Origin of the sequence: Oribacterium sp. P6A1, from assembly GCF_000702885.1 — a bacterium.
GTDB lineage: Bacteria > Bacillota > Clostridia > Lachnospirales > Lachnospiraceae > Oribacterium.
The window spans coordinates 46509-70024 of record NZ_JNKO01000011.1; the positions used below are offsets into that span (position 1 = coordinate 46509).

18 protein-coding genes, 4 tRNA genes and 1 pseudogene are annotated in these 23516 nt (G+C 45.1%); 1 reads left to right on the forward strand and 22 read right to left on the reverse strand.

From position 1 onward, the window contains the following. Positions 1-255: 255 nt before the first annotated feature. The 12 genes and pseudogenes from ftsE to T515_RS09275 all read right to left on the reverse strand — a co-directional run. Positions 256-909, reverse strand: a pseudogene (gene ftsE, locus T515_RS18450) (cell division ATP-binding protein FtsE); the annotation flags it as partial. 275 nt (positions 910-1184) lie between these two features. Further along, entirely contained in the window at positions 1185-2276 is a 1092-nt protein-coding gene (locus tag T515_RS09225; protein ID WP_036610152.1) for a PucR family transcriptional regulator, read from the reverse strand. Positions 2277-2583: 307 nt separating this feature from the next. Next, positions 2584-3696 (reverse strand): ABC transporter ATP-binding protein, encoded by a 1113-nt coding sequence (locus T515_RS09230; RefSeq protein WP_036610155.1) that lies wholly within the window; start codon positions 3694-3696, stop codon positions 2584-2586. A gap of 169 nt (positions 3697-3865) precedes the next feature. After that, positions 3866-4516: a S1-like domain-containing RNA-binding protein gene (locus T515_RS09235; protein WP_036610158.1), complete on the reverse strand. Its 651-nt coding sequence runs from the start codon at positions 4514-4516 to the stop codon at positions 3866-3868. Between the two features lie 114 nt (positions 4517-4630). Beyond that, entirely contained in the window at positions 4631-5356 is a 726-nt protein-coding gene (locus T515_RS09240) for an acyl-[acyl-carrier-protein] thioesterase (protein ID WP_036610161.1), read from the reverse strand. A 303-nt stretch (positions 5357-5659) separates the two neighbouring features. Beyond that, positions 5660-6136, reverse strand: coding sequence for a large conductance mechanosensitive channel protein MscL (gene mscL, locus T515_RS09245; RefSeq protein WP_036610164.1), 477 nt, complete (start codon positions 6134-6136; stop codon positions 5660-5662). Positions 6137-6288: 152 nt separating this feature from the next. Next, positions 6289-7818 (reverse strand): hypothetical protein, encoded by a 1530-nt coding sequence (locus T515_RS09250; RefSeq protein WP_036610167.1) that lies wholly within the window; start codon positions 7816-7818, stop codon positions 6289-6291. After that, positions 7815-8696, reverse strand: a complete 882-nt coding sequence (locus T515_RS09255) for an ABC transporter ATP-binding protein (protein WP_036610170.1) — start codon at positions 8694-8696, stop codon at positions 7815-7817. Before T515_RS09255 ends, T515_RS09250 begins: the two co-directional genes overlap by 4 nt. Next, entirely contained in the window at positions 8689-9048 is a 360-nt protein-coding gene (locus T515_RS09260; protein ID WP_036610173.1) for a GntR family transcriptional regulator, read from the reverse strand. The genes T515_RS09255 and T515_RS09260 overlap by 8 nt, the downstream gene beginning before the upstream one ends. Positions 9049-9479: 431 nt before the next feature. Then, positions 9480-9551: transfer RNA gene (locus T515_RS09265), tRNA-Gln, on the reverse strand. A gap of 33 nt (positions 9552-9584) precedes the next feature. Then, a tRNA-Gln gene (locus tag T515_RS09270) sits at positions 9585-9656 on the reverse strand. A gap of 116 nt (positions 9657-9772) precedes the next feature. After that, positions 9773-10960 (reverse strand): FAD:protein FMN transferase, encoded by a 1188-nt coding sequence (locus T515_RS09275; RefSeq protein ID WP_051671599.1) that lies wholly within the window; start codon positions 10958-10960, stop codon positions 9773-9775. A 185-nt stretch (positions 10961-11145) separates the two neighbouring features. Here T515_RS09275 and T515_RS09280 point away from each other — a divergent pair. Continuing rightward, positions 11146-11231, forward strand: a tRNA-Ser gene (locus tag T515_RS09280). Between the two features lie 294 nt (positions 11232-11525). On the opposite strand, the gene T515_RS09285 is transcribed toward T515_RS09280, so the two are convergent. The 10 genes from T515_RS09285 to T515_RS09330 form a co-directional block, all read right to left on the reverse strand. Continuing rightward, a complete protein-coding gene (locus tag T515_RS09285) occupies positions 11526-13082 on the reverse strand; it encodes an ABC-F family ATP-binding cassette domain-containing protein (RefSeq protein ID WP_036610176.1) in 1557 nt (518 codons plus the stop codon). A 330-nt stretch (positions 13083-13412) separates the two neighbouring features. Beyond that, a tRNA-Leu gene (locus T515_RS09290) sits at positions 13413-13498 on the reverse strand. Positions 13499-13582: 84 nt separating this feature from the next. Beyond that, on the reverse strand, positions 13583-15442 hold the full coding sequence (locus T515_RS09295) for an LCP family protein (RefSeq protein WP_051671600.1): 1860 nt from the start codon (positions 15440-15442) through the stop codon (positions 13583-13585). A gap of 322 nt (positions 15443-15764) precedes the next feature. Next, positions 15765-16217: an ATP synthase subunit K gene (locus T515_RS09300; RefSeq protein WP_036610178.1), complete on the reverse strand. Its 453-nt coding sequence runs from the start codon at positions 16215-16217 to the stop codon at positions 15765-15767. A 30-nt stretch (positions 16218-16247) separates the two neighbouring features. Next, positions 16248-18092: a V-type ATP synthase subunit I gene (locus tag T515_RS09305; RefSeq protein ID WP_036610181.1), complete on the reverse strand. Its 1845-nt coding sequence runs from the start codon at positions 18090-18092 to the stop codon at positions 16248-16250. After that, a complete protein-coding gene (locus T515_RS09310; protein ID WP_036610184.1) occupies positions 18089-18703 on the reverse strand; it encodes a V-type ATP synthase subunit D in 615 nt (204 codons plus the stop codon). The genes T515_RS09305 and T515_RS09310 overlap by 4 nt, the downstream gene beginning before the upstream one ends. A gap of 11 nt (positions 18704-18714) precedes the next feature. After that, positions 18715-20007 carry a V-type ATP synthase subunit B gene (locus T515_RS09315; protein ID WP_036610188.1) on the reverse strand — a complete coding sequence of 431 codons (1293 nt, stop codon included), beginning with the start codon at positions 20005-20007 and terminating at the stop codon, positions 18715-18717. A gap of 8 nt (positions 20008-20015) precedes the next feature. Further along, positions 20016-21746, reverse strand: coding sequence for a V-type ATP synthase subunit A (locus T515_RS09320; protein ID WP_036610191.1), 1731 nt, complete (start codon positions 21744-21746; stop codon positions 20016-20018). Positions 21747-21773: 27 nt separating this feature from the next. Then, the gene (locus T515_RS09325) at positions 21774-22295 is read right to left on the reverse strand and encodes a DUF2764 family protein (RefSeq protein WP_036610194.1); all 522 of its coding nucleotides are present in this window, start codon (positions 22293-22295) and stop codon (positions 21774-21776) included. Between the two features lie 13 nt (positions 22296-22308). Then, positions 22309-22869, reverse strand: coding sequence for a hypothetical protein (locus tag T515_RS09330; RefSeq protein WP_036610196.1), 561 nt, complete (start codon positions 22867-22869; stop codon positions 22309-22311). Positions 22870-23516 lie beyond the last annotated feature (647 nt).

A 23516-nucleotide genomic window follows, 5' to 3' on the forward strand; every position in this document is an offset into this window, starting at 1 on the left:
TGCTTCAGCAGATATTTCAACTGTGTCGTGTTTGCTGAGAATATCTGAATCATTTATATCTTCCTTTGATTTGATCCGGATTTTTTCATCGGCAGGGCTGTCTTCAAATTCGTCATCCAGCCAATCCTCTTCATTTTGCTCTTCGTTTTGATCGTCCTTCCGGTCTTCGTCCCAGTCTTCAACCCAGTCGTCAGTCCAGTCTGTTTTTTCTTCCGTTTCAAAAGTGTCTTTGGAAGTATCCGGTCCTGAAATCCGGTCTGAAATAATCTGGCCCATGGACATGGAAACAGTTCGTTTATTCATTCGCTCCACCATGGCTTTATCGTGAGTGATGATGATAACTGTGGTACCCTGACTGTTGATACGAAGAAGAAGCTTCATGATTTCTTCCGCATTTTCGTGATCCAGATTTCCCGTGGGTTCATCCGCTATCAGAATCTCCGGACGATTGACCAGGGCTCTTGCAATGGCTGTACGCTGCTGTTCTCCGCCGCTGAGCTGCCGCGGGTATGAATCAGCCTTGGCACTGAGTCCTGTAAGACTGAGGATTTTTGTTACATTCTCGAAAATCTCATCATCCGGCTTTCCGATGATCAATTGTGCAAATGCTATATTCTCGTATACAGTCCTGTCCTCCAGCAGTCTGAAATCCTGAAATACAACCCCGAGACGTCTTCTGTAGGCCGGCACCTGACTTCGTTTCAGCTTTTGGAGGTCTGTGTCGTTGACTACTATGCTTCCACGGTCTGCATCAAGTTCCTTCGTGAGAAGGCGTACCAGTGTGGATTTGCCGGAACCGCTTTTTCCGACAATAAAACAGAACTCTCCATCTCTGATGGAGAGATTTATATTACGGAGTGCATGGACTCCGGTGCGATATGTCTTTGAGACATCTTTAAGTTCTATCATATATGAATTCTTTCGTTAAATTGAAATTTGTATGTGTATAAAGCCATACGGATTGCTTCGTTGCTCTGCGACAACAGAAATCTCGAATCCACGCTATCGCGTTGCTTCTCGATTTCTGTTGTCGTATCAGATGCATATTCATCCATACAAGCGAGCTTGCATGGATGAATACGCGCCTGATACCGGACTTATACACTAATGATATAAAAAAGCCGGTTAAGGTGTAAACACCAATAACCGACTTTTATATTTCAATTATCTTAATAATGCGAGGATCAATAATCGATGGACTCCATATACTTCATATACTTCACTACCATAAGGGCGATCTTGAAGGTTATGGCGTCATCAAATACTCTCAGATCGAGACCGGTGGATCTCTGAAGCTTATCCAGTCTGTAAACAAGAGTGTTTCTGTGGATGTAGAGCTGTCTTGAAGTCTCGGATACGTTAAGGTTGTTTTCAAAGAACTTGTTAATGGTTGTAAGTGTTTCCTCATCGAACTCATCAGGAGAAATGGTTGTGAAGATCTCCTTGATAAACATCTTGCAAAGAGGAAGGGGAAGCTGATAAATCAGACGTCCGATACCGAGACGGTTGTATGCGATGATGTTTCTGTCCTCGTAGAAGATCTTTCCTACTTCGAGGGCCATCTTTGCCTCCTTGTAAGACTTGGAAACGTCCTTGATCTCGTTTACAACTGTTCCGAAGCTTACCCGTGCGTGGATCATGGCCTCTGTCTCCAGCATATCCAGGATGGTCTCACCGACATGGTAAAGCTCCTCTGCTGACTCGTTTGGCTTAACTTCCTTAACTACGATAACATTCTTCTCATCGACAGCTGTAACGAAATCCTTTGTCTTTGTTGCAAAAAGTGTCTTAAGTGCATCCAAAGCACCTGAATCGTTAGAGCCCTTATCTGTTTCGATGATGTAAACAACACGCTTTACGCCAATGTCTATATGAAGCTTCTTTGCGCGATTGTAGATATCTACAAGAAGCAGATTGTCGAGAAGAAGGTTCTTGATGAAATTATCCTTATCGAACTTCTCTTTGTAAGCTACGAGAAGAGTCTGGATCTGGAAGGATGCAAGCTTTCCTACCATGTAAACATCATCGGTGTCGCCCTTTGCTATAAGAACGTACTCAAGCTGATGCTCATCGAAAATCTTGAAAAACTGATATCCGCCTACTGCCTGGCTGTCTGCCTGGGAATCTGCAAAGGAGGATACCATAGACTCTGTGTACTGCTCATCTGAAAAAGTAGAAGAAAGAATCTTGCCGTCGATATCAGCGATAGCAATATCAACTCTTGTAATACCTTTCAGTGAGTCAATGGTGCTCTGTAAAACCTGATTTGAAATCATATGTTCTCCTATCTTAACGGAAAAAAGAAAAATGTCCGCTGTTACCCATAATTAATTGTATTTTACTAAAATCAACATTTAAGTTCAAGGTTTCTTTATAGAATAGAATAATTGACAAAAAGATTCAAGTAACAATCTGCTTTTTGTTAAAGACAAATTGCCTATTCTGTTATTCGGCAGTATGAGAGGTTTTAATAACAAATTGCAAAAAGCTCTTGGGGACTTTAGGGATGAGTTCTCGTACAACCCGCAGAGCTTTTTACATAAAAAGATCCGAAGCACTTTCTGCTCCGGATCTCTGAAAATCTTAGTTTGTGATGGTCTTCTCTGTCTCTTTGTCGAAGACGTGGATCTTTGACTCGTCGATGGCGAATGTAACATTGGAACCTGTACGGGCAGCTGTCTTAGGATTAACTCTTGCAACCCATGAAGCATCTCCGAGATCGAAGTAAAGAAGTGTCTCAGCGCCGAGCATCTCGTAAACCTTGATCTCTGCCTGAAGTGTCTGCTTTGGATGAGCTGCTACGAAATCAGCCTCATCGTGAAGGTGCTCAGGTCTGATACCGAGAGTAACGGTCTTGCCTACATATCCGCCTTCCTTAAGCTTGGCAGCCTTCTCCTTGCTGAGGGCGATGGTGTGACCTGCGAATGTAAGTGTTACGTCGCCGTCCTTCTCAGCACACTCTGCATCGATCATGTTCATCTGAGGTGAACCGATGAATCCTGCAACGAACTTGTTGCAAGGTGTATCGTAAAGGTTCTCAGGTGAATCAACCTGCTGGATGATACCATCCTTGAGAACAACGATTCTTGTTCCGAGTGTCATAGCCTCTGTCTGATCGTGAGTAACGTAGATGATAGTTGTCTCAAGAGACTTATGAAGCTTTGCGATCTCTACACGCATCTGAGCTCTCAGCTTTGCATCGAGGTTTGAAAGAGGCTCGTCCATAAGGAATACCTTAGGTCTTCTTACGATTGCACGTCCCATAGCAACACGCTGTCTCTGTCCACCTGAAAGAGCCTTTGGCTTTCTGTCAAGAAGGTGCTCAAGGTCAAGGATTCTTGCTGCCTCATGTACCTTCTGATCGATCTCATCCTTAGGAACCTTACGAAGCTTAAGACCGAATGCCATGTTATCGTAAACTGTCATATGAGGATACAGAGCGTAGTTCTGGAATACCATCGCGATGTCTCTGTCCTTAGGTTCTACATCGTTCATTCTCTTTCCGTCAATCATGAGATCACCGCTTGAGATATCCTCAAGACCTGCGATCATACGGAGAGTTGTGGACTTACCACATCCTGATGGTCCTACGAAAATGATAAACTCCTGATCCTTTACATCAAGATTGAACTCCTTAACGGCAACGAATCCGTTAGGATACTTCTTTGTGACGTCTTTAAGAACTACACTTGCCATAATTGTATGTCTCCTTATCAGCTATACATCTAGTACTATTTGCGGTTTTTATCTCCGCTGTTTCGAACTATCCGTATAATACTCTAATAGATTTTCAATCTCTACGGCATTGCTAGCCAAAAAGGTACGTCAAATTTTAGACAAAGTGTCAGTGGGAAAACCGGTTTTGTTAATAAAGACAAAAAATCGAAGTTTTTGTAATCTTAATCTTCCCTTCTTTCAGCAATTTGCCTACGGCACGCTTAAATGCGGCCTTTGACATGCCGAAATCCCGCTGAATTTCGTCAGGTTGTACAGTTTTGTCCGTGTATGGTACATGTCCATCGAACTTTTCTTTCAGAATGGCAAGTACGTCATCGGCATTTTGCTCATAAAAATAGGTCTTGATTTTGTCATTTTTAATAACGGTAGCGTCTTCGTGCTTTCTTGTGTACATGGTAGCGGCAAGACGCTGGGAGTGATCCACATAAAGATAAACCTCTATGGTGTCACCTTTCTTTATGTCGTAGCGCATTTCGTGATATGGAAGAAGGACGTCTCTCTCCAGTCCGATATCAACAAATGCACCGATGTTGGTAACATCCTTTACCATCACCTTAGCAATCTCCCCCACTGACATGAGTGGTTTTTTGGTGGTTGCTATAAGACGGTCACGGGAATCCTTATATACGAAAACCTCGATCTCGTCTCCTGTGCTCTTTCCGTTTGGAACCTGCTTTTTTGGAAGGAGTACGGATGCGCCCTCCTCATCCTGCAGATAAACACCGAAATCCTTCTCGCGTGCTATCTTGAGTGTCTGTATCTTTCCTAATTCGATCATTTGAATTCCTTTCTATGTTTTCGTCAGATTTTCAGATCTGACCGGTACTGTTCAAAAAAGTGATAAAACTCATCTTCTGTATGGATACTTCCGACGATTTATTTTGGTTCTGACTTATGAGAATTCTATATTGCAGTATACTTCTCCTGCTTCGTTTTGGAGACTTACGACTACACTTCCGTTCTCTGTCTGTCCGTATCTGGGGAACATGATATCTCCCAGAACTGCGGCCTTTCTGTATTCTGCCCTGATGCGGCCGGAGGTAAAGTGTACCTTCCCTTCCGTTGCTTTTGTCAGGACATCGTCTGCAATCCGGATGTACTGGGCATTGTTCACATGGTGATTTGTGTCAATGTGATGCTGCTCTATTTTTATGGCCTCTCCTGTGGTGAGCTCCTCCGGTGCCGTCACTCTTCTGTCGCTGACCGGAAGTTTAAGGACATCATTTATCCCGCCAAAGGGGTCTATCATGTTTGCTTCTATTTTTACGGGACGCATGCGCTCCGTATCGAAGTTGAACCAAAGGCTGTCTGCTTTCAAAAGAAAATTTCCCGCCTTGTCTTTTACCCAGAAGTTACGATGGGCAAGGACGCCCCTGAATTCATGAGGGCTTGTTCCGATAGATATATTTTCGTACAAACGAGGCATACGTTCAATATAAATATCCCAATAGCTGAGAAGCCATGCCCTGTGAATCTCATTGAGATAGTCCACCGTAAGACCTACATCTGCAGAATGAAAGGTGCTGCAGTCCTGAAGATAGTTCACAAGGGCTGTTATGGTAATGTTTTGGGTCTCATCTGTTTCTGAATAACGTACTCTTGCATCAAATTCGTACATGGTGTTCCTTTTCTTATAAACGAATAAAGCAGGTTCAACGTTCCCGCTAAACCTGCTTTTATACTTTGGGTTTTAGGGTCTTTCGTTCGCTTCGTTTATCTGCTATCCGGTCCAACAGAGTCAGTTTGGCGGAAAATCCGCCGTGAGTGATGTCGATATATTAAGCTCATTCAAAGATAAAATCAATAGATATCTTTCTTTTGAACAAGACTTTTTTTATTTTTTATAAAAAGACGGACATGCCGAAAAGTCTCAGTTCTTTCCGCGGTAAATCCAAATAATCCAAAATACTGATGTTATGAATCAGGCATTGAGTTCGGCTGCATCTATCTTGAAGCCTTCAAGCTTTGAAGTACAGTTAGGGCATCTTGTTGCCTCGATTTTGATCTCAGACTTACAGTATGGGCATTCCTTGGTGGTTGGAGCTGCCGGAGCCTCAGGCTCTTCTTTTCTGAGCTTGTTCATTCCCTTTACAAAAAGGAAAACCACAAATGCCATAATAAGGAATGATATGCCCTGGGTTATGAATTTTCCGTAACCGAAAACGGCACCTTCCTCCACAGCGGTGGCATAGACCTTTGTTGTCTGTCCTGCCAGAGGGATGAACATGTTGTTGAAATCAATTTTGCCGGTGAAGATGGAAAGAACAGGCATCACCAGGTCGTCAACCACACTTTTTACGAGAGATGTGAATGCTGAACCGATGATCATGCCGACTGCCAGGTCAATCATGTTTCCTTTTACTGCAAACTCTTTGAACTCTTTGATGAAATCCTTCATTTTTATCCCCTTCTGCCCCTTGCAACACCACTTGTATAAGTCCTGACCGCAACGACCTGCTTACACATTAAAAAAGAAACCGGAGCAACGTAATTTAATAGTTACATTTTACTCCGGTTCCGGTGAAAATTCTATGAAATTTAGAGATGATTTTATTTTGACCGTGTTTCTCTCCAGTGAAGGAATTCATCGAGATTCATATCATTCAAAGAATCATACTCCCTGTCGGTTACATTATCATCCTCACTGTCATTTATGACGTAGATTGTTATCTCACATTTTTCGCTAATGGCCTTAAGCTCCTTTTCCGATAAAGGGGGAACCCGGTTGTAATCGTAATAATTCATGTAGGGGCCATCTTCTTTTGCTTTATTAAAGATGCTGAGATTTATTTCGGTGCTTGGGTCTGAGGCACCATAATGATAAAAGTTTGATATGGCATCATTTCTCAGAGTTTCAAATCTGTCGATCAGACTTGCGTATTCTGAGGCCTTTTCTTTAGGTATGCAGAGTTCAAAACTAAGATATGCCCGGTCCTGATTATAATCGGGAACCTGCTTTCCCAAATCTTCTATAGTTACATCCGCCGAGTAATTATAGTGAAGGTATCTCTCCGGAAAAAGCTCATGCGGCAGATGGCTCAGTCCGAAGCCCTCCGTTGTCCATCCTGCCTTTGCAAAGATAAGTGTGGCTGCACATGCACAGATGAAAAATGCTACAGGCTTCCAGGTTATCTTCAGGGTGCGTTTGTACACAAAGGATGCAACGATATATATGAAAAACAGCAGGAGGTATGCAAACTCAAGTCCGTTCATACTGTCTGAAACCACCGACCATGCGAGTGAAAGGAGGATAAGTATAAGGTAAGCATTGATAATAAACGGATATGACAGCGCTTCATCAGATATCTGATCGGTTCTCTCTGCCTTTCTGTTTATGAAATGGATTTTGAGTATGACTAAAGACAAAAGTCCGTATACGAGCTGCACCACAATATAGTAAGGATTGAAGATTTCCTGCCCACCGTCATTGGGAGCCAGCAGGTATTCCAGATTGTTGAAGAACAGAGTTGAGGGGGACAACAGAGTTCCTATACGATATATGAAACTGTCGTAGGGAACGAAATTGCCTGCAATCATGGAATATATAAAGGTCGTTACGGTGATCATAACCACTGCCGGGAGGATGGAATAGGCTCCTATCATGACTATGCCGTCAAAGACGGAATTTGCAAGTACGTAAACCGCTGAGAAAAACAGTATCAGAACCAGGAAGGAGTATGCTGAAAAAAGCTGTATAAAAACCAGAGTTCTGATTCGGACAACGCAGTTAAGCCTGGCAGCCCATACTATGAGGGTTCCCAGAAAAAAACTGCCGTAAGCCATCAGCCATGTGAGCACAACAGTGGTTATGAGCTGCTCTTTTCTTGAGACCGGAAGAGCCAGGTACATGTCAGCGCTGCTTTTTCTGTGGATGTAGGAAAAAAGCAGGACCGGTATGGCGGCAGTGAGAAAAACAGAAAGGACTCCGCCGATATTGGTACTGAGCTGAAAGGTGTCCAGAGGATATTCGGGGTCATAGCTTGTGAAGGAAATGAGCTGAAATGCTATGCATATAAGAGTGAAAAACAGTATGGATACCTTACGGCTCTTTATCAGCCATTTAAAGTAGTTTTTGTTCATGATTTTTTGCCTCTGCTTTCTAATTCGTATATGAAAAGCTCCTCGAAATTTACCGGAAGCACATTTAAAAGTATGGGGTTCATGGCTCTCAGTTTCTCTTCCACCATAACTTCATCCCCCCTGATAACCAGTTTATAAACCTGACCTTCCTTCTCGAACTGAAGGATTTCGAGATCTGCGAAATCATCCCGGGTCATGTCTTCTCTGAACGCCAGCTGGTATTTGTTAATGTTTCCCTTGGACTCTGTCAGGTCTCCTCCGCTCATGATGCTTCCGTTTTCAAGCATGGCAAAGCTGTCACAGATGTCCTCCAGTTCCTTCAGGCTGTGAGATGAGATGACGACGGAAACATCTTCGTCTTCCAGAAGGTCTGTCAGTGCATTTTTGAAATGAAGTCTTGCCAGGGGTTCCAGACCATCGTAGGCCTCATCGAGAAGCAGAAGCTTTGGATGAACGGAAAGGGCGAACATCAGTGATACCCGGCGCTTCATACCCTTTGAAAAAGTGGAAATGGAGGCTTTCGGATCGAGCTCAAACATACTCAGGTACCTGCTGAATGCTGATTTGTCAAAATCGTACATGCACTCGTAAAAAAGCTTCAGGCTGTTGATGGTGGCTCCCATTGGAAAGTAGGCCTCATCACTTACGAAGGCTATCTTTTTCTTTGTTTCCATGTCGTAATAGGTGCTTTTTCCGTCAAGGGTTATGACGCCTTTTTCGGGAGCGTAAACTCCTGCTATGGAGCGGAGCAATGTTGACTTTCCGGCACCGTTTACGCCAACAAGACCTGTTATGGATTTGTCGGGAACTGTGAGGCACAGATCCTTAAGAACTTCTTTTTTCTTGAAATTTTTTGATAGATTTCGGATATCAAGCATTGTCATCCTCCCCGTATACCCTGTTGATGGCTTCTATCAGCTCTTCTCTGGTTATACCGTTTTCTTTTAATGGTTTTATCAGCGCTTCCATCTGAAGCATCTTTGAGTTTTCCATACTTATCTCCGCAACATAGACGCCCTTTTTGGGCAGATTGTAAACGTAACCCTTCTGCTCCAGCTGTGCATAGGCTTTTGCCACTGTGTTTGGGTTAATGCCGTTTTCTGTAGCCAGCTGCCGGACAGAAGGAAGCTTGTCACCGGGATTAAGTACCCCGGCTTCTATGAAGCTCAGTATCTGGGCCTGAATCTGCTGAAATATGGGCTCCTTACTTTGTAGGTTTAGAAGAAACATAGCTATCTCCTGTTTTCTTTTGCGTCATTCATGTTTTTATGGGATTCTAAAATGCAATTATTTACAGAGCTTTTGATGATGTTCTCATGAACCATACCGCATCTTAAGAAATCAAATTCCATGAATGATTCCACAGATTACTGAAAAAAACGAATCTGTATCATTTGTATCAACTGTATTAACTGTACTACCTTGTGGGTATAATTCAATAGTCTTTTTTGAAACTTAAGAAAATATTGCGTGGATTGAAATATAAAAAGAAATGATTATACGAAGAATTTAAGATAAGCCTGTTATCTGATTTATGATTTGAATTTAGGACTATGGGAAAGAATCATAATCTGATACTGCATGGGGGTATAGATCAGAGATTCAGCAACGGTATTTTCACGCAAACAAAAACCGGAACAATCATGTTCCGGTTTCACTAGCAGCGCTACCAGGATTCGAACCTGGGAATGACGGAATCAGAATCCGTTGCCTTACCACTTGGCGACAGCGCTATATGAAATTTTTAACTTGTACTGCTACAAGAGCAGCGCTACCAGGATTCGAACCTGGGAATGACGGAATCAGAATCCGTTGCCTTACCACTTGGCGACAGCGCTATAATATGTGTCGCTTCAAGCGACTTGTATATACTACACTAAGGCTTCAGTTATGTCAACAATAAAATTAATTTTTATGATTAATGCCCGCAGAGAGAAAATCCGCGGGCATGTTCTTATTTCTTTGTTATATCAGAGAACCCATCGGTGAATTCCTGGGTTCCGTCGGCTTCGATCCACATGGCATCGATCCGGCCTACTCTCTCACTGTTTCCGAGGGAACTGGTTCCTTCGGAAATTGACTTGATAAGGGTTTTTCCGTCTTCAACGCTCATACAGAAAAGTGCTGTGGAAAGAGCGTCCGCAAGAGCTGAATCATGAGTCAGGATGGTGACACTGCGGTGATACTTTGCAGGATACATGGTGTCTGGGTCTATTATGTGATGATAACGCTCTCCGTCCACCACATAGTAACGCTCGTAGTCACCTGATGTAACGAGAGAAGCATTCTCAAGATAAGTAACTACCGCGTACTGGTCTCCGGTCTGATTGTCCCTGAAGGTTGGATTCTCAACCGGGCATACCCACTTCTCTGTATTGTCCTTTAATCCTATGGCGCGGAGGTTTCCTCCAAGATTCAGCATGAAGCTGTCTGAACCGGCTCCCTCTATAAGTTTCGCAGCATCCTCAGTGGCATAGCCCTTTGCAATTCCGCCTACATCAAGGCTCATTTCCGGATCCTTAAGAAAAACGGTTCCTGCCTCTTCGTCAATGATTACATCATCGATATTGGTGTGCTTTGCGGCCTCTTTAAGAGCTTCTTCATCAGGAAGTTCACCCTTTGAAGGGTCAGCCATTCCTATCTCGCGCTTCTCGTGCCAGAGACGAAGAACTGCGCCGTAGGCGATGTTCAGCTTTCCGTCTGTGAGGGTGTAGATTTCTTTTCCCCACTTAAGGAGTTCGATGAGTTTCGCATCTACCTTCACAGGTTCCTTGCCTGCATTGTCATTGATGGTTTTGATGTTGTTGATTCCATCGTAGTCGTTGTAAATATCGAATAGCTGATGCTCCTTGAGAAGCAGTTCGTGAGAATCCTTGTATCTGGATTTGAAAGTATCTTCGTCCGCTTCGTAGCCTATCTCCATGGAGACAGTGTCGAAAACGTCCAGGAACTGAGCGTTGTATCGCTGTTTTTTAGCGGAAGTCTGCTGTGCGTTTGAAGCTGATTCATTAGATACATTTCCCCGGGACTGTCCGTTTTGCTGACCGGTCTGTCCGCAGCCTGTTGATGTTATGGCAAGTACTGCTGCTGTCATAATCGCTGCAGCAGTTTTAAATCTTTTTTTGAATAAAATCTTTTTCAATGCTGACCTCTCTGATTTTTGGATATCACTTATATCATATTAAAACTCAGCCATTATAGCACAAGAGCCGGGATTTTGCGGATAGCAATGACGGGATTTATATAAAAGTAAGTTTAAATGACTTCAGTGATTTGCCATTTGACTTTGATGTTCCGGTGTATTATATTTTTTAGGTACGATTTTTTGGAGATGTACCCAAGAGGCCGAAGGGGGCGCACTCGAAATGCGCTAGGTCGGAAACGGCGCCAGGGTTCAAATCCCTGCATCTCCGTAATGTAAAAAACTCAAAACCATCGGGAATCATGATTCCGTGGTTTTGAGTTTTTTTATTAACAGTAGCATTACTGATATATGATCTTTCAGCCGGGGCAGGAACTATTACGATACTGTCATTCCTAAAGAGAGATGATCTTGAGCTTCGTAACAGGCTTCGCACGAAGCTGCCGGGGATTATATGTATTATGGTAAATGTCATAATGATTTTTATAACTCTTTTTATAAATGACAAGAGTATATACAGGGAAAAATAAATCAGCCTCGCCGGTTGGGCGAGACTGGTTTTGAATCAAACTACCTTTGTGGTCCACTTGGTGCAGTCCCAGATGTCTGTTGCGATGTCTCTGTAGAATTCGGGCTCATGGCAGACCATGAGGATACTGCCTTTGTACTCAAGAAGGGCTTTTTTCAGTTCTTCCTTTGCATCCGGGTCCAGATGGTTTGTGGGCTCGTCCAGAACCAGAATGTTAGATGGACGGTTCAGGAGCTTGCAGAGACGTACCTTGGCCTGCTCTCCTCCTGAAAGAACACGGATCTTGCTTTCTATATGCTGGCTTGTGAGCCCGCATTTTGCCAAAGCTGCCCGGACTTCGGACTGATTAAGTCCCGGGAACTCATCCCAGATTTCCTGAAGACTGGTGTTGTCATTGTCACCCGCAGTCTCCTGCTCGAAATATCCTATGTCGAGATTGTCACCAAGCTCAACTTTTCCGGAAATGGGCTCGATAAGTCCGAGAAGACTCTTGAGAAGAGTGGTTTTTCCGATACCGTTGGCACCTGTCATGACTATGCGTGAACCGCGCTCAAATTCAAGGTTCAGAGGGCTTGAAAGAGGCTCATCGTAACCGATAACCAGGTCATGAGTTGAAATCAGGTACTTGCCGGGAGTTTTTGAGTAAAGGAAATGGAACTCGGGTTTCGGCTTTTCCTGAATCTTGTCAATACGCTCCATCTTATCCAGCTTTTTCTGACGGGACATGGCCATATTTCTCGTGGCAACACGGGCCTTGTTTCTCGCCACAAAATCCTCAAGATCCGCTATCTCCTGCTGCTGGCGTTTGTAAGCGGCATCCTGCTGAGCCTTCTGGGCCGCATAAACCTCTTCGAAGTGGTTATAGTCTCCCACGTAGCGGTTAAGCTGCCTGTTGTTCATATGATAGATAATGTTTATGACGCTGTTCAGGAACGGGATGTCATGGGATATCAGGATGAAGGCATTTTCATAGTCCTGAAGATACTTTTTGAGCCATGCTATATGATCCTCGTCAAGGTAGTTTGTGGGCTCGTCCAGAAGCAGGATCTCGGGCTTTTCAAGAAGAAGCTTTGCAAGGAGCACCTTGGTTCTCTGTCCGCCTGAAAGTTCTGTTACATCCCGGTCAAGTCCCAGATCCAGGAGTCCGAGAGCTCGTGCCACTTCATTGACTTTGGCATCTATAAGATAGAAATCATGGGCTGTGAGAAGCTCCTGAAGGGTTCCTGCCTCATCCATGTACTCAGCCATCTTCTCTTCGGAGGCTTCAGCCATCATGCCGTAAAGCTCATTGCAGCGTTCATCCCAACGGTATAGCTCGTCAAATGCGCTCTGAAGGACGGTTCCGATGGTCATTCCTGCCTGAAGCACCGCATGCTGGTCAAGATAACCCACCTTCACGTGCTTTGACCACTCTATCTTTCCTTCGTCAGGCTGCAGTTTTCCTGTGATAATGCTCATGAATGTGGACTTTCCTTCACCATTGGCACCCACAAGGCCGATATGCTCTCCCTTTAAAAGCCGGAAGGAAACGTCATCAAAGATGGCGCGGTCGCCGAAGCCATGGGTCAGGTGTTCAACATTTAAAATACTCATAAATATAAATACTCCGTTCTGCCGGATTTCCGGCAAGTGCTGGGAAAAATCATCTTAGCCGACACGAATGGGTTCTGTGAAGTACGTTATCCGGAGAGTCGGCCTGTTCAGTTCTCGTCAGTGGAAACATCAGTCCGGTGGGATGCGCTTCGCGCGGGCCGGTGCTATGGCAAGTCTCCTTCCGGAAACTGTCACAGGCCCAGAAGGACTGACATTAAATTCCGGATTCCTGCGGAAGCTTCCGCGAGAAGCTTTCACGAGTCTGGTGTGGCATGTCATATTTTTATACAAAAGAAAACCAGTATCAAGTTTCCTTGAATACTGGTTTTATGCCGGTAGCCGGGGTCGAACCGGCACGCCCATCACTGGGCACGGGATTTTAAGTCCCGAGCGTCTGCCTATTCCGCCATACCGGCAGCACCAAATTATAATATAAGATATTTGGCTGCTTGTCAATAATAAGAAATATTAATTATGCTCCGGCGAAGAAGAAATACTAATTATGCTCCGGGACCGCCTGAGGGTCCTGCGGTGTCTCCCGCCGGAATTCCGCCCGGTCCTGCAGATGGGCCGTCGGAAGGTCCGAAAGAATCACCCGAATTATCCCCGGGATGTGACGGGAATTTATCCTGAGAATCTTCGGATTTTCCGGTGTTCTCAGAATCACCGGCTGTTTCTTTATCTGCCTTTTGTGAAGAGTCTTCTTTACCGGAATCGGTTTCTTTATCTTGTGCCTCTTCCTTCTTAGTCTCTTCGGCAGTCTCTATCTCTTCTATGGTCTCGGAAGTGGTCTCCTCTTCTGTTTCTGCCTCAGTGGTGGTTTCAGCTTCGGTTGTTTCCTTTGTCTTTGTTTCTTCGGCCTTTGTTTCCGTTGTTTTGCTTTCGGAGTCCTTCTTCGTTTCTGCCGCTGTTTCATCGGAGGCTCTGGTGATTCCGGTTCCGCCTCCTATTTTCGGGATGTCGGCATTCTGAAGCTCGCCTATTCCGGTTTTTTCCTGAATATGGGCGGAGATTTTCTTAACTGTATCATTCAGAGTGAAGTTTGCAGCGTCATCACCGTAAAGGAAGGGGTGAAGCTGCAAAACGTTTGAAGCCAGGGTTGCCGGAACTACCACGTCCATCTTTCCGACGAGAGTTGTATCTCTTGAGAACGGGAAGCCAACAGCATTTGCCAGATTATAATTCTTGACATTCTTTGCCATATCCAGCACATCATCAAGGCCTATGCTGGTCTTTACCTCTGACATCACCGTCATGGCAGTTGCTGCCAATGTCTTCTTATCCGCTGTTTTGGCCTTCTCTATAGCGAGCTGCAAAACCTTACGCTGACGGGCTGTACGGTTGAAGTCTGTATCCATGAGACGGAGTCTTCCGTAGGCAACAGCCTGCACACCGTCCAGATGGTTCATTCCGCTGTGCTCAAGCTGTACCGAACCAAGTCCGGTGGAGTTTACAGTCTCAGTGATAAAAGCATTGATATACTTGAACTCTGAGTCACTGATGTCGAGATCAATGCCGCCAAGCATGGTTATTCCCTCTGCCACCGCTTTCCAGTTGAAGGTTACGTAATCATCGATATCAAGCTGCAGATTGCGCTCCAGTGCCGCTATGGCCTGCTCGTAGCCACCCTTGAAATAGGCCTCGTTTATCTTGTGGTAGTTGCCTTCATCATCGATCTGGAGGTAAGAATCCCGGTATACGGAGGTAAGATTAACATCTCCGGTCCTTCTGTTGATACTTGCCACCATGATGACATCACTGAGGGCTCCGGCGCCTAAATTTCCGTCACGGGAATCCACACCGAAAACCGCTACTGTCCAGTATTTAGGCTTCATGAGATTCTTTATCTGGCTCCATGCAAAGAAGCCTCCGACAATTACAAGCACACATATAAGAACAGTTGCTATAATGCGTTTTACAGGGCTTTTGCCTCGTCTTCCCGGGCGAATAACGGAACCGGATGCAGTGTTTCTGCCGCGTGCTGCCGAACCATTTCTGACTGAACCGGGACGTACGGTATTGTCTTTTTCGTAAAGCCTCTCGTTTTCAAAGGCCTCCTGTTCAAGATCAGCCAGATTCCTGTTTACGGCGCTGCTTCTGTAGCCGGTATTTCCGGATCTGCCGGGATTCGGTCTCCTGTCGGCTGATTCCGCTCTGTATCTTCCGTCATAGCTTTCGTCGTATCTGCTGCCTGATGATCTTCTTCCGGTATGATTTGGAACATCTATGAAATCATCCTCGTATGAAGCTTTATTTCTTTCCGACCGGGCACGCATTTCTGAAAGGCGTTCTTCGGAACCCTTAGACCGTGCTGTCCTTCGCGGAAGACGGGAAAACTCGTCGTAATCTGAAGTTTTCATAATATCTCCATTCCTCTGTTTTGTGCTTCAGACTATCTGAAGCCTTGATGGTTTGAGTACCATAAGTATCTGTCATTCAAATGGATGCCTGCATGACTCATTCATCCTGACATCTGTTTAAAGCAGAGGAATTATAGCAGAGTGCCAATGGGAAAAAAAGCGTTTTAACAGTATCGACAGTGGAAATTAAAGCGAAATTAATAAAAGATGTGAGTGTCAAAAGTCGATAGCGGCCCCCTTCGTGCTTCCGTTTATATCAAAAAAAAGAGCTCCGCGTCGCTGCGGAGCCCTTTCGTAAACATTATACGTATCGAAAGATCGATTACTTGATTGTTGCTGTGTTGAGAAGCAGCATGCAGAATACCAGTGCGAAAAGAGCAACTGTCTCGATGACACCGATTACTACGAAGTAGTTTGCGGTACCCTTTCCGGTAGCGCCAAGAGCGTCAGCAGAAGCTGCTGCAGCCTTGCCCTGGAAGAATGCTGAGAATCCGATTGCGATTCCGCCGAAGATACCGATACCCAGTGAAAGAGCCGGATCAATGGTTCCTGCGTTCCATGCACTTGCGATGAAGTTCATAAGAAGGAAACCGTAAATTGTCTGTGTAAGAGGTGCACCTGCAAAAGCTGTCATGATGAATGGAGCCTGCTTGCCGGCTGCGTAGCACTTCTTCCATGCTCCTACTGCTGCCTGTCCTGCCATACCTGCACCAAAAGCTGATCCTAATGCAGACAGACCAAGTGCTGCTGCCATACCAATATAAGCGATATTCATAGTCTTTCTCCTTTAAATTTAGATTTGAACTTAATTCTTTATTTTATCGTTCATTTTAAATGGATCATACGCTGTACCTGTCCACTCGAGACCAACCTGTCCGGAGAACTCAAGTACGTTAAGACGTACGCCATGAACTACTACTGAAAGGATACACATAACGATATTTATTACGTGTCCGATGATCACAACTATAGCTCCCGCTATGATGAGCGGTCCTGAGGACATACCGGCTGCCATGTTGTTGAAACTCTGTGAGATCGCAAGACCTGCCATTCCGACTGCAAAAAGTCTGATGTAACTCATTACGTTACCGAAACAGCTGATGGTGTTCAGGAAGCTTGTGAATGCTCCTCCGAGACCTGCCTTAACTCCCTCAGCAAAGCTCATTCCCGGAGCCATGCCGCTGAAAAGAACTACAAGCACGAAGCCTACGCCGATTGCGGCAAAGACCGGTGCGATCTGGATGCTCTCTCCTATTACCAGGTAAAGTGAAAGGAGATACATGCCTACGATGGTGATCATCCATCCTATATCCGATACAAAGCTTAGATCCTTTTCTCCCAGCTTCTTCTTAACAGCAAGCAAACTTCCGACTTCCATCTGAAGTGCTCCGATTGAGAAGGAGAATTTCATGATGTTGCTCTGCTGCTCTGCTCCGGTAAGTCCGAAATATTCAGGATAGTTCGCAAATCCCGGAAGTACCATCGCCTTTAAGACAGGTACGTTCATTGCCGATTCCATACCGAACCAGGTTCCTGTAACGGCACCCCAGATAACGGTTGAAATAGAAAGGACAAGAAGCAGGAATACAGGTGTTGTAAGCTTCTTGGTCTTTGCAATAATTGCGATGGCGGCAATCAGGAAGATCATTCCGTATCCTCCGTCACCGATGATCATCGCGAAGAACAGTGCAAAGAATATCAGGAACCAAAGCGAGATATCCGCCTCTCTGTAACCGGGAAGGATTCCCAGCATATCGTAAAGCGGTGAAATAAGCTTAGTCACCTTGTTATAACGGAGCTTTGTAGGGATGGTTTCATCTTCCGGTGAAACATCTTCTACGGCATAAGCCCAGTTGTTTGTCTTGGCACCCGCCTTGAATGTCTCGAGATCGACTTCGGGGATATAACCGGAAATCCAAACCAGCTTTTCATCGCATTCTGCTGTCTCACTGGCGGAAGAAAAGTCTTCTTCGTTCTGAGCCTTCAGCATCTGAGCCTGGAAGCTGTTTTCATATGCGGCTGTATCTGTAAGTGTCTTGACACATTCGGATTCTTCCTTTCGGAAAACATCCATATCCTTACGGAGTTCATCCAGTCCCTTTTCGGGAAGGGAGAATTCCGTAGCCGGAATATCCGGCGGAAGTGTTCCAATTACTGCAAGTGTATCGGTCTTTTCTACTGATGCGAGTCTGATGGACTTAATGTTCTCGTCCTTAAGTATCTGTTCACACTCAGCCTGACCTACCCTGTAAAAATGGAGGTCGAAGCCGAGCTTCCGGAGCTCTCTTACATCAGAAGGAGAAAAACTTCCCCAGGGCTCAATTCTTTCAATCTCGGCCGCGGTACTGGATATCTCCTGAGAAAGACTGTCTTTTTTACTGAGCGCCGCTTTGGCACTCTTGTACATTTTGTCAAATGCTTCGTCAGAAAGAACCGGAGGAACCGGGGTTTCCTTTGATTTCTTATCCGGCGCATAATCGAGAAGTCGGGAAACTGTTTTTGCAAGATCACTGAACTTTTCTGTTGCAGCGTGGGTTGCGCTCTTCCTCTCTTTAATGTGCAGGAGACCTAAATCACGTAAGCCCTCCAGCATTTCATCTTTATGAGAAACAGTGGTAACGACGTGGACCATTTTCATCTTTTCTATCATCGGCCTACCTCCACAAGTTTCTTCTTTGAAATCTTTCCGCGTACAACTGCGGCAGTCTGCTGGTCACCGAGATAAACACCGATGACGCGGATATTTTCCTTTGCCTCCGGTATCTTGACCTTTTCGAAGAGGTTTACTCTCTGTGATGTGGAGCGAAGCTCCTTATCCAGAAGTTCAACCTGCTTTCTTAAGGTAGATACCAATGCATCCAGACGCGCAATCTCACGCAGTTTTATAAGTGCAGTATCGACCCATAAAGGATAGTCATCAACGCTGTAGGATATGTCCTTGAAGGTGAGCTCCTTGAAAGCCGGGAGCTTTACACCGGCGATGTTCTCAGTCGTAACAATTACTTTGTCAGGCTGCACCAGGTTGTTCAGCTGCTTCTCTGCGTCGAACAGGGTGTTCTCCGCGAAAACAGCGATCCATTCATCAAGGTTTCCTATCATATCCTCACGCTCAGACTGCTTCTTTTCAAGATCAGCCTTTATCTGCATGATTACCGACTGAAGCTGCTGTTTCTTTAGCTGCAGGGTAGGCAGATAACGTTGATACTGTTTCAGGTGATCTTTCTGCACTTTCTGTTCATTTTTAGTGAGTTTGATCGCCATAAACTGCTCCTTTAATCATCCAATGTCTTTGGCCATCTTTCCTTGATAAGACTTGTCTTAAGACCGGTTTCGTTAGGCTCAAAGCAATCTGCAAGGATTTCCCATCCGAGATCAAGAGCAGCTTCCAGCGGAATGTTTACACTGAGGTCCATAAGCTTGGACTCAAACATTTCACCATACTTAAGAAGCTTGTCATCCCATGCACTCATGGTAAAGCCCATTGACTTCTTCTCAAGACTTTCCTTGTACTGTGCATAAAGCTTGATCATACCATCCATCAGTGCACGATGGTCATCACGGGTCTTGCCGTTGACGTTCTGCTTAAGTCTGGACAGAGAACCGAATGGCTCGATATGTCCGTTCTTTAAGTAGAACTGACCCTCTGTGATATATCCCGTGTTATCAGGTACAGGGTGGGTAACGTCATCACCCGGCATGGTAGTAACACCGAGGATAGTGATGGAACCTGCGCCTTCGATGGCAACCGCCTTCTCATAACGGGAAGCGAGCATACTGTAAAGGTCTCCCGGGTAACCACGGTTGGAAGGAACCTGCTCCATGGTGATTGCGAGCTCCTTCTGAGCATCACAGTAGCTGGTCATATCTGTAAGAAGTACAAGTACCTTCTTGCCCTCAAGAGCGAACTGCTCTGCAACGGCAAGTGACATATCAGGAACCAGTGTACTCTCAACGGTAGGATCCGCAGCAGTGTGAATGAACATAACTGTGTGGCTCATAGCGCCGCCCTTTTCAAGGGTGTCCTTGAATGACAGATAGTCATCATACTTAAGACCCATACCACCGAGAACGATTACGTCAACCTCTGCCTGAAGAGCGATTCTTGCAAGCAGCTGGTTGTAAGGTTCTCCGGATACTGAGAAGATAGGAAGCTTCTGGCTCTCTACCAGTGTATTGAAGAGGTCGATCATCGGGATACCGGTACGGATCATCTTCTTCGGAACGATACGCTTAGCCGGGTTGAATGAAGGACCGCCGATATCGATCATGTTATCCTTGAGAGCAGGGCCGTTGTCTCTTGGAACACCTGCACCGTTAAAGATACGGCCTAAAAGGTGCTCTGAGAAAGAAACCTGCATGGGTCTTCCGAGGAAACGTACAGGATCGTTAGTACTTACACCCTGAGCGCCTGCGAAGACCTGAAGAGAAACCATATCTCTGTCGAGCTTGATAACATTGGCATAGCTGTCACCAACGAGAGCGAGGTCTCCGTTACGGATGCCATCGGCTCTGACGGTGATAACGTTGCCGACTATTGACTCAATTTTTGTATATACTTTCTGCATAAGACCTCCTAAGCTAATGCCTTTGATTTAAAGAAATCTGTGATCTTATTCTTCTGAGCTTCAAATTCAGGTGTTTCAAAAACAGTTCCGTGCCAATCAAGGAATTCCTGTCTTAACTGGTTGAAGAAAGAACGGATCTCATCTTTATCTTCGAGGTCATATTTAAGCATCAATGCTTCGTAGAGAACATCGAATTCAATACGCTGTCTCTCCGGAAGGCATGCTGCATCGATAGGATCAAATGAGTTCTGCTGCAGATAAACGGCATCCAGCAGCTCACCCTTCTGATAAGTGATGTAGTCTTCTGCTGTGGTACCTTCCTCACCGATAACCTTCATCATCTGGTTGATCTCGATACTTCTGCGGAGGATTCCGCGGGCCTTTTCAACGAGATCCATATCGATGATTCCCGGATACTTTGACCAGGACTCCATAGGGTCGATGGCAGGATACTTACGTGCATCGGATCTTTCACGGGAAAGTCCGTGGAAAGCACCTACAACCTTAAGAGTTGCCTGTGTAACAGGCTCTTCGAAGTTACCGCCGGCAGGTGATACTGTACCACCGATGGTTACTGAACCAATAGAACCATCCTTCAGACGAACCTTTCCGGCTCTCTCATAGAAGGAAGCGATGGTTGACTCAAGGTAAGCAGGGAATGCTTCCTCGCCCGGGATTTCCTCAAGACGTCCGCTCATCTCTCTCATGGCCTGAGCCCAACGTGATGTTGAGTCTGCAAGAAGGAGAACATTGAGTCCCATCTGTCTGTAATACTCTGCGATAGTTACGGCTGTGTAGCAGGATGCTTCTCTCGCTGCAACAGGCATGGAAGAAGTGTTACAGATGATAACTGTTCTTTCCATAAGTGAACGGCCTGTACGAGGGTCATCCAGCTCAGGGAATTCTGTAAGAACTTCAACTACCTCACCGGCACGCTCTCCGCAGGCAGCGATGATAACGATATCCGCTTCTCCGTTTTTAGCCTCCATGTGCTGAAGAACTGTCTTACCGGCTCCGAAAGGTCCGGGTACACAGAAGGTACCGCCCTTTGCTACAGGAAGGAATGCATCTACGCATCGAAGCTTCATGATAAGCGGCTCATCAGGCTTCAGTCTCTCTTCGTAACACTTGATAGGCTGCTTTACAGGCTGAGTGATGACCATGGAAAGCTCCTTCTCCTCTCCTGCGCCGTTTGCGATAACGCAGATTGTGGAACGGACATTGTATGAGCCCTTTTCCTTAATAGACTTAACTGTCCAGTCACTTCCCTTTAATGTGAACGGAACCATGATACGGTGGGTGAAGATACCCTCCGGAACAGTTCCGATAGTGTCTCCTGCGGAAACCGGGTCTCCGACCTTCGCTACAGGAGTGAATTCCCAATCCTTATCCGGGATAGCGTCAAGGTATACACCTCTCTGAAGGAAGAAACCGCACTTTTCTGCAAGCTCAGGAAGTGGGTTCTGAAGTCCGTCATAGATCTGAGTCAGAATTCCCGGTCCCAGATCAACGCTCATCAGTTCTCCGGTGAATTCTACCGGATCCCCGATTTTGATGCCGTTTGACATCTCATAAATCTGCATACTGGCTACACCGTTAGTAATACGGATGACCTCGCCCTTCAGGCGCTTATCGTCTACAAGAATATAACCAACCTCATTCTTGCGGACAGCACCTTCAAAGCTGACATTCGCCAAGTTACTGTTGATGCCAGTCACATGTCCTGTTACTGTTTCCATATAAGTCTCCCGATAAATTTATCAAAATTACAAATTGTAAACACGCTGCTGTACCTCACTGAGCAGTTGTCTGAATTCCGAAGAACCCTTGTCGTGATCAAAGCAGCCCTGACGTTCAAGTAATTTCAGCTTCATGGCATATCCGAACAATACGTGATCGTCGAACATGTGAAGTCCTACAAGCTCGTCAAGCTGCTGGAATTCATAATCCAGCATGATTTTTTCTGCTTCGAGGGGGTCCTTTGCTGCCAGTGCGGAGCTTACAACCTGAGCAGTCATGAAGTCCTTATTTGCCGGAGCGGGATAAGATTTTCCCAGTTTCATGCTTCGCTGATAATTAAGCTCTTTAGTCAGTGAACCATAAACGCGGTTCCACTCCTTTACGAGAGGACCGTCAGTTGAAGAAAGTGTAAGATCCTTAAGGAGTCTGTACTTATCTTCGCTTACTGTTGACACACACAAATCAAGGAATTCCTGATAGCTGAGAGGCATTTCTCCGTCACTTCTGAGTTCCGGCAAGCTCGATACTAGATAATAATATGCAGCCATCATTCACCTCCCGTTAGATGTCAAGGTTTCTGAAGTATGGCATCACCATCTCGGCAATTTCAGCTTCGGTACAATCAAAATATCCGGATCCATCCTTCGCTGCGAGACGGAATCCTGCCTTGACGCCCTTTGTAGGTCTGATCTCAAGACCATCCTTGATCTCCTGAGCCAGCTGGCTCTTTAAAGCATCTGAAACCTCAGCTATCTCTGCGGTGTACTTGGATACATCCTCACCGGTGACAGCTGCTTTGATAAGTTTTCCGAGAGCCTCTCCGGTCAGCGCCTTTTTTACGTCGTCCTTGAGAATTTTCTCGTATGCAGCCTGTACCTCTGTCTTAAATGCAAGCACAGCATCCCGTTTTGCCTGCTCGGCGCTGACAGAAGCACTTTCCTTCATGATTCCGATTTCCTTTTCAGCGGAAGCCTTCACACTTTCAGCTTCTGCCTTAGCATCGGAAACAATTGCATCTGCTTTTTTCTTTGCTTCTGCAATGATAGATTCTGCTTGTGCGTTGGCAGCATCGATACCCTCTTTACGGATCGATGTGACCAAATCCTGAATCTGTAATTCCATAAGTTTCCTCCTAGTAAAAATCGATACGCTTTTGATCATACTTTTCTACACTTATCGCTTGTGCCACAGATAAAGCTAATGAAATTGCATATTAGGAATGTCTGTGCAAGGAATAAAGAGCAGATGCCGCCTGCCTGCATCTGTTCCGGGAAAAAGATGCGGTTTGACAGCTTACTAAAAAGTACATCGGCGTTTTACGGAATAAAATTAGTTTTCACAAATCATAAATGCATAATAATTTTAAGTGAAAAAGAAATTAATTTCTCCGTGTCGATGTATACAACGATAAATTCTACACCAATTTTTTAACAATGGCAATAAAAGTCAGGACTGTGGTTGGACAGAATCCTCTATTTTGGCAAATCAGAGCAGGTTTTTATTGGTGCTTATGTACAAAAGCCAGAAAGCTTCAAGCAGGCAGGATGAAACCTAATCCCAAATATCTACTGCGTATTTCACAAATGTGGTAGGATGCTGACGCTTTATGGAGGGGTACAGATAATGAAGTGGGGAGAGATTGTTAATATAATAACGATAAAAGCCTTTAATGGATTCTATAAGTTTTTATCCCGTGTTTTTTAAAAAATACATAGAAAAACGTATAAAAAAAGAGAAAACTCATCCCCTATAAAGGAGTGAGTCTTCTC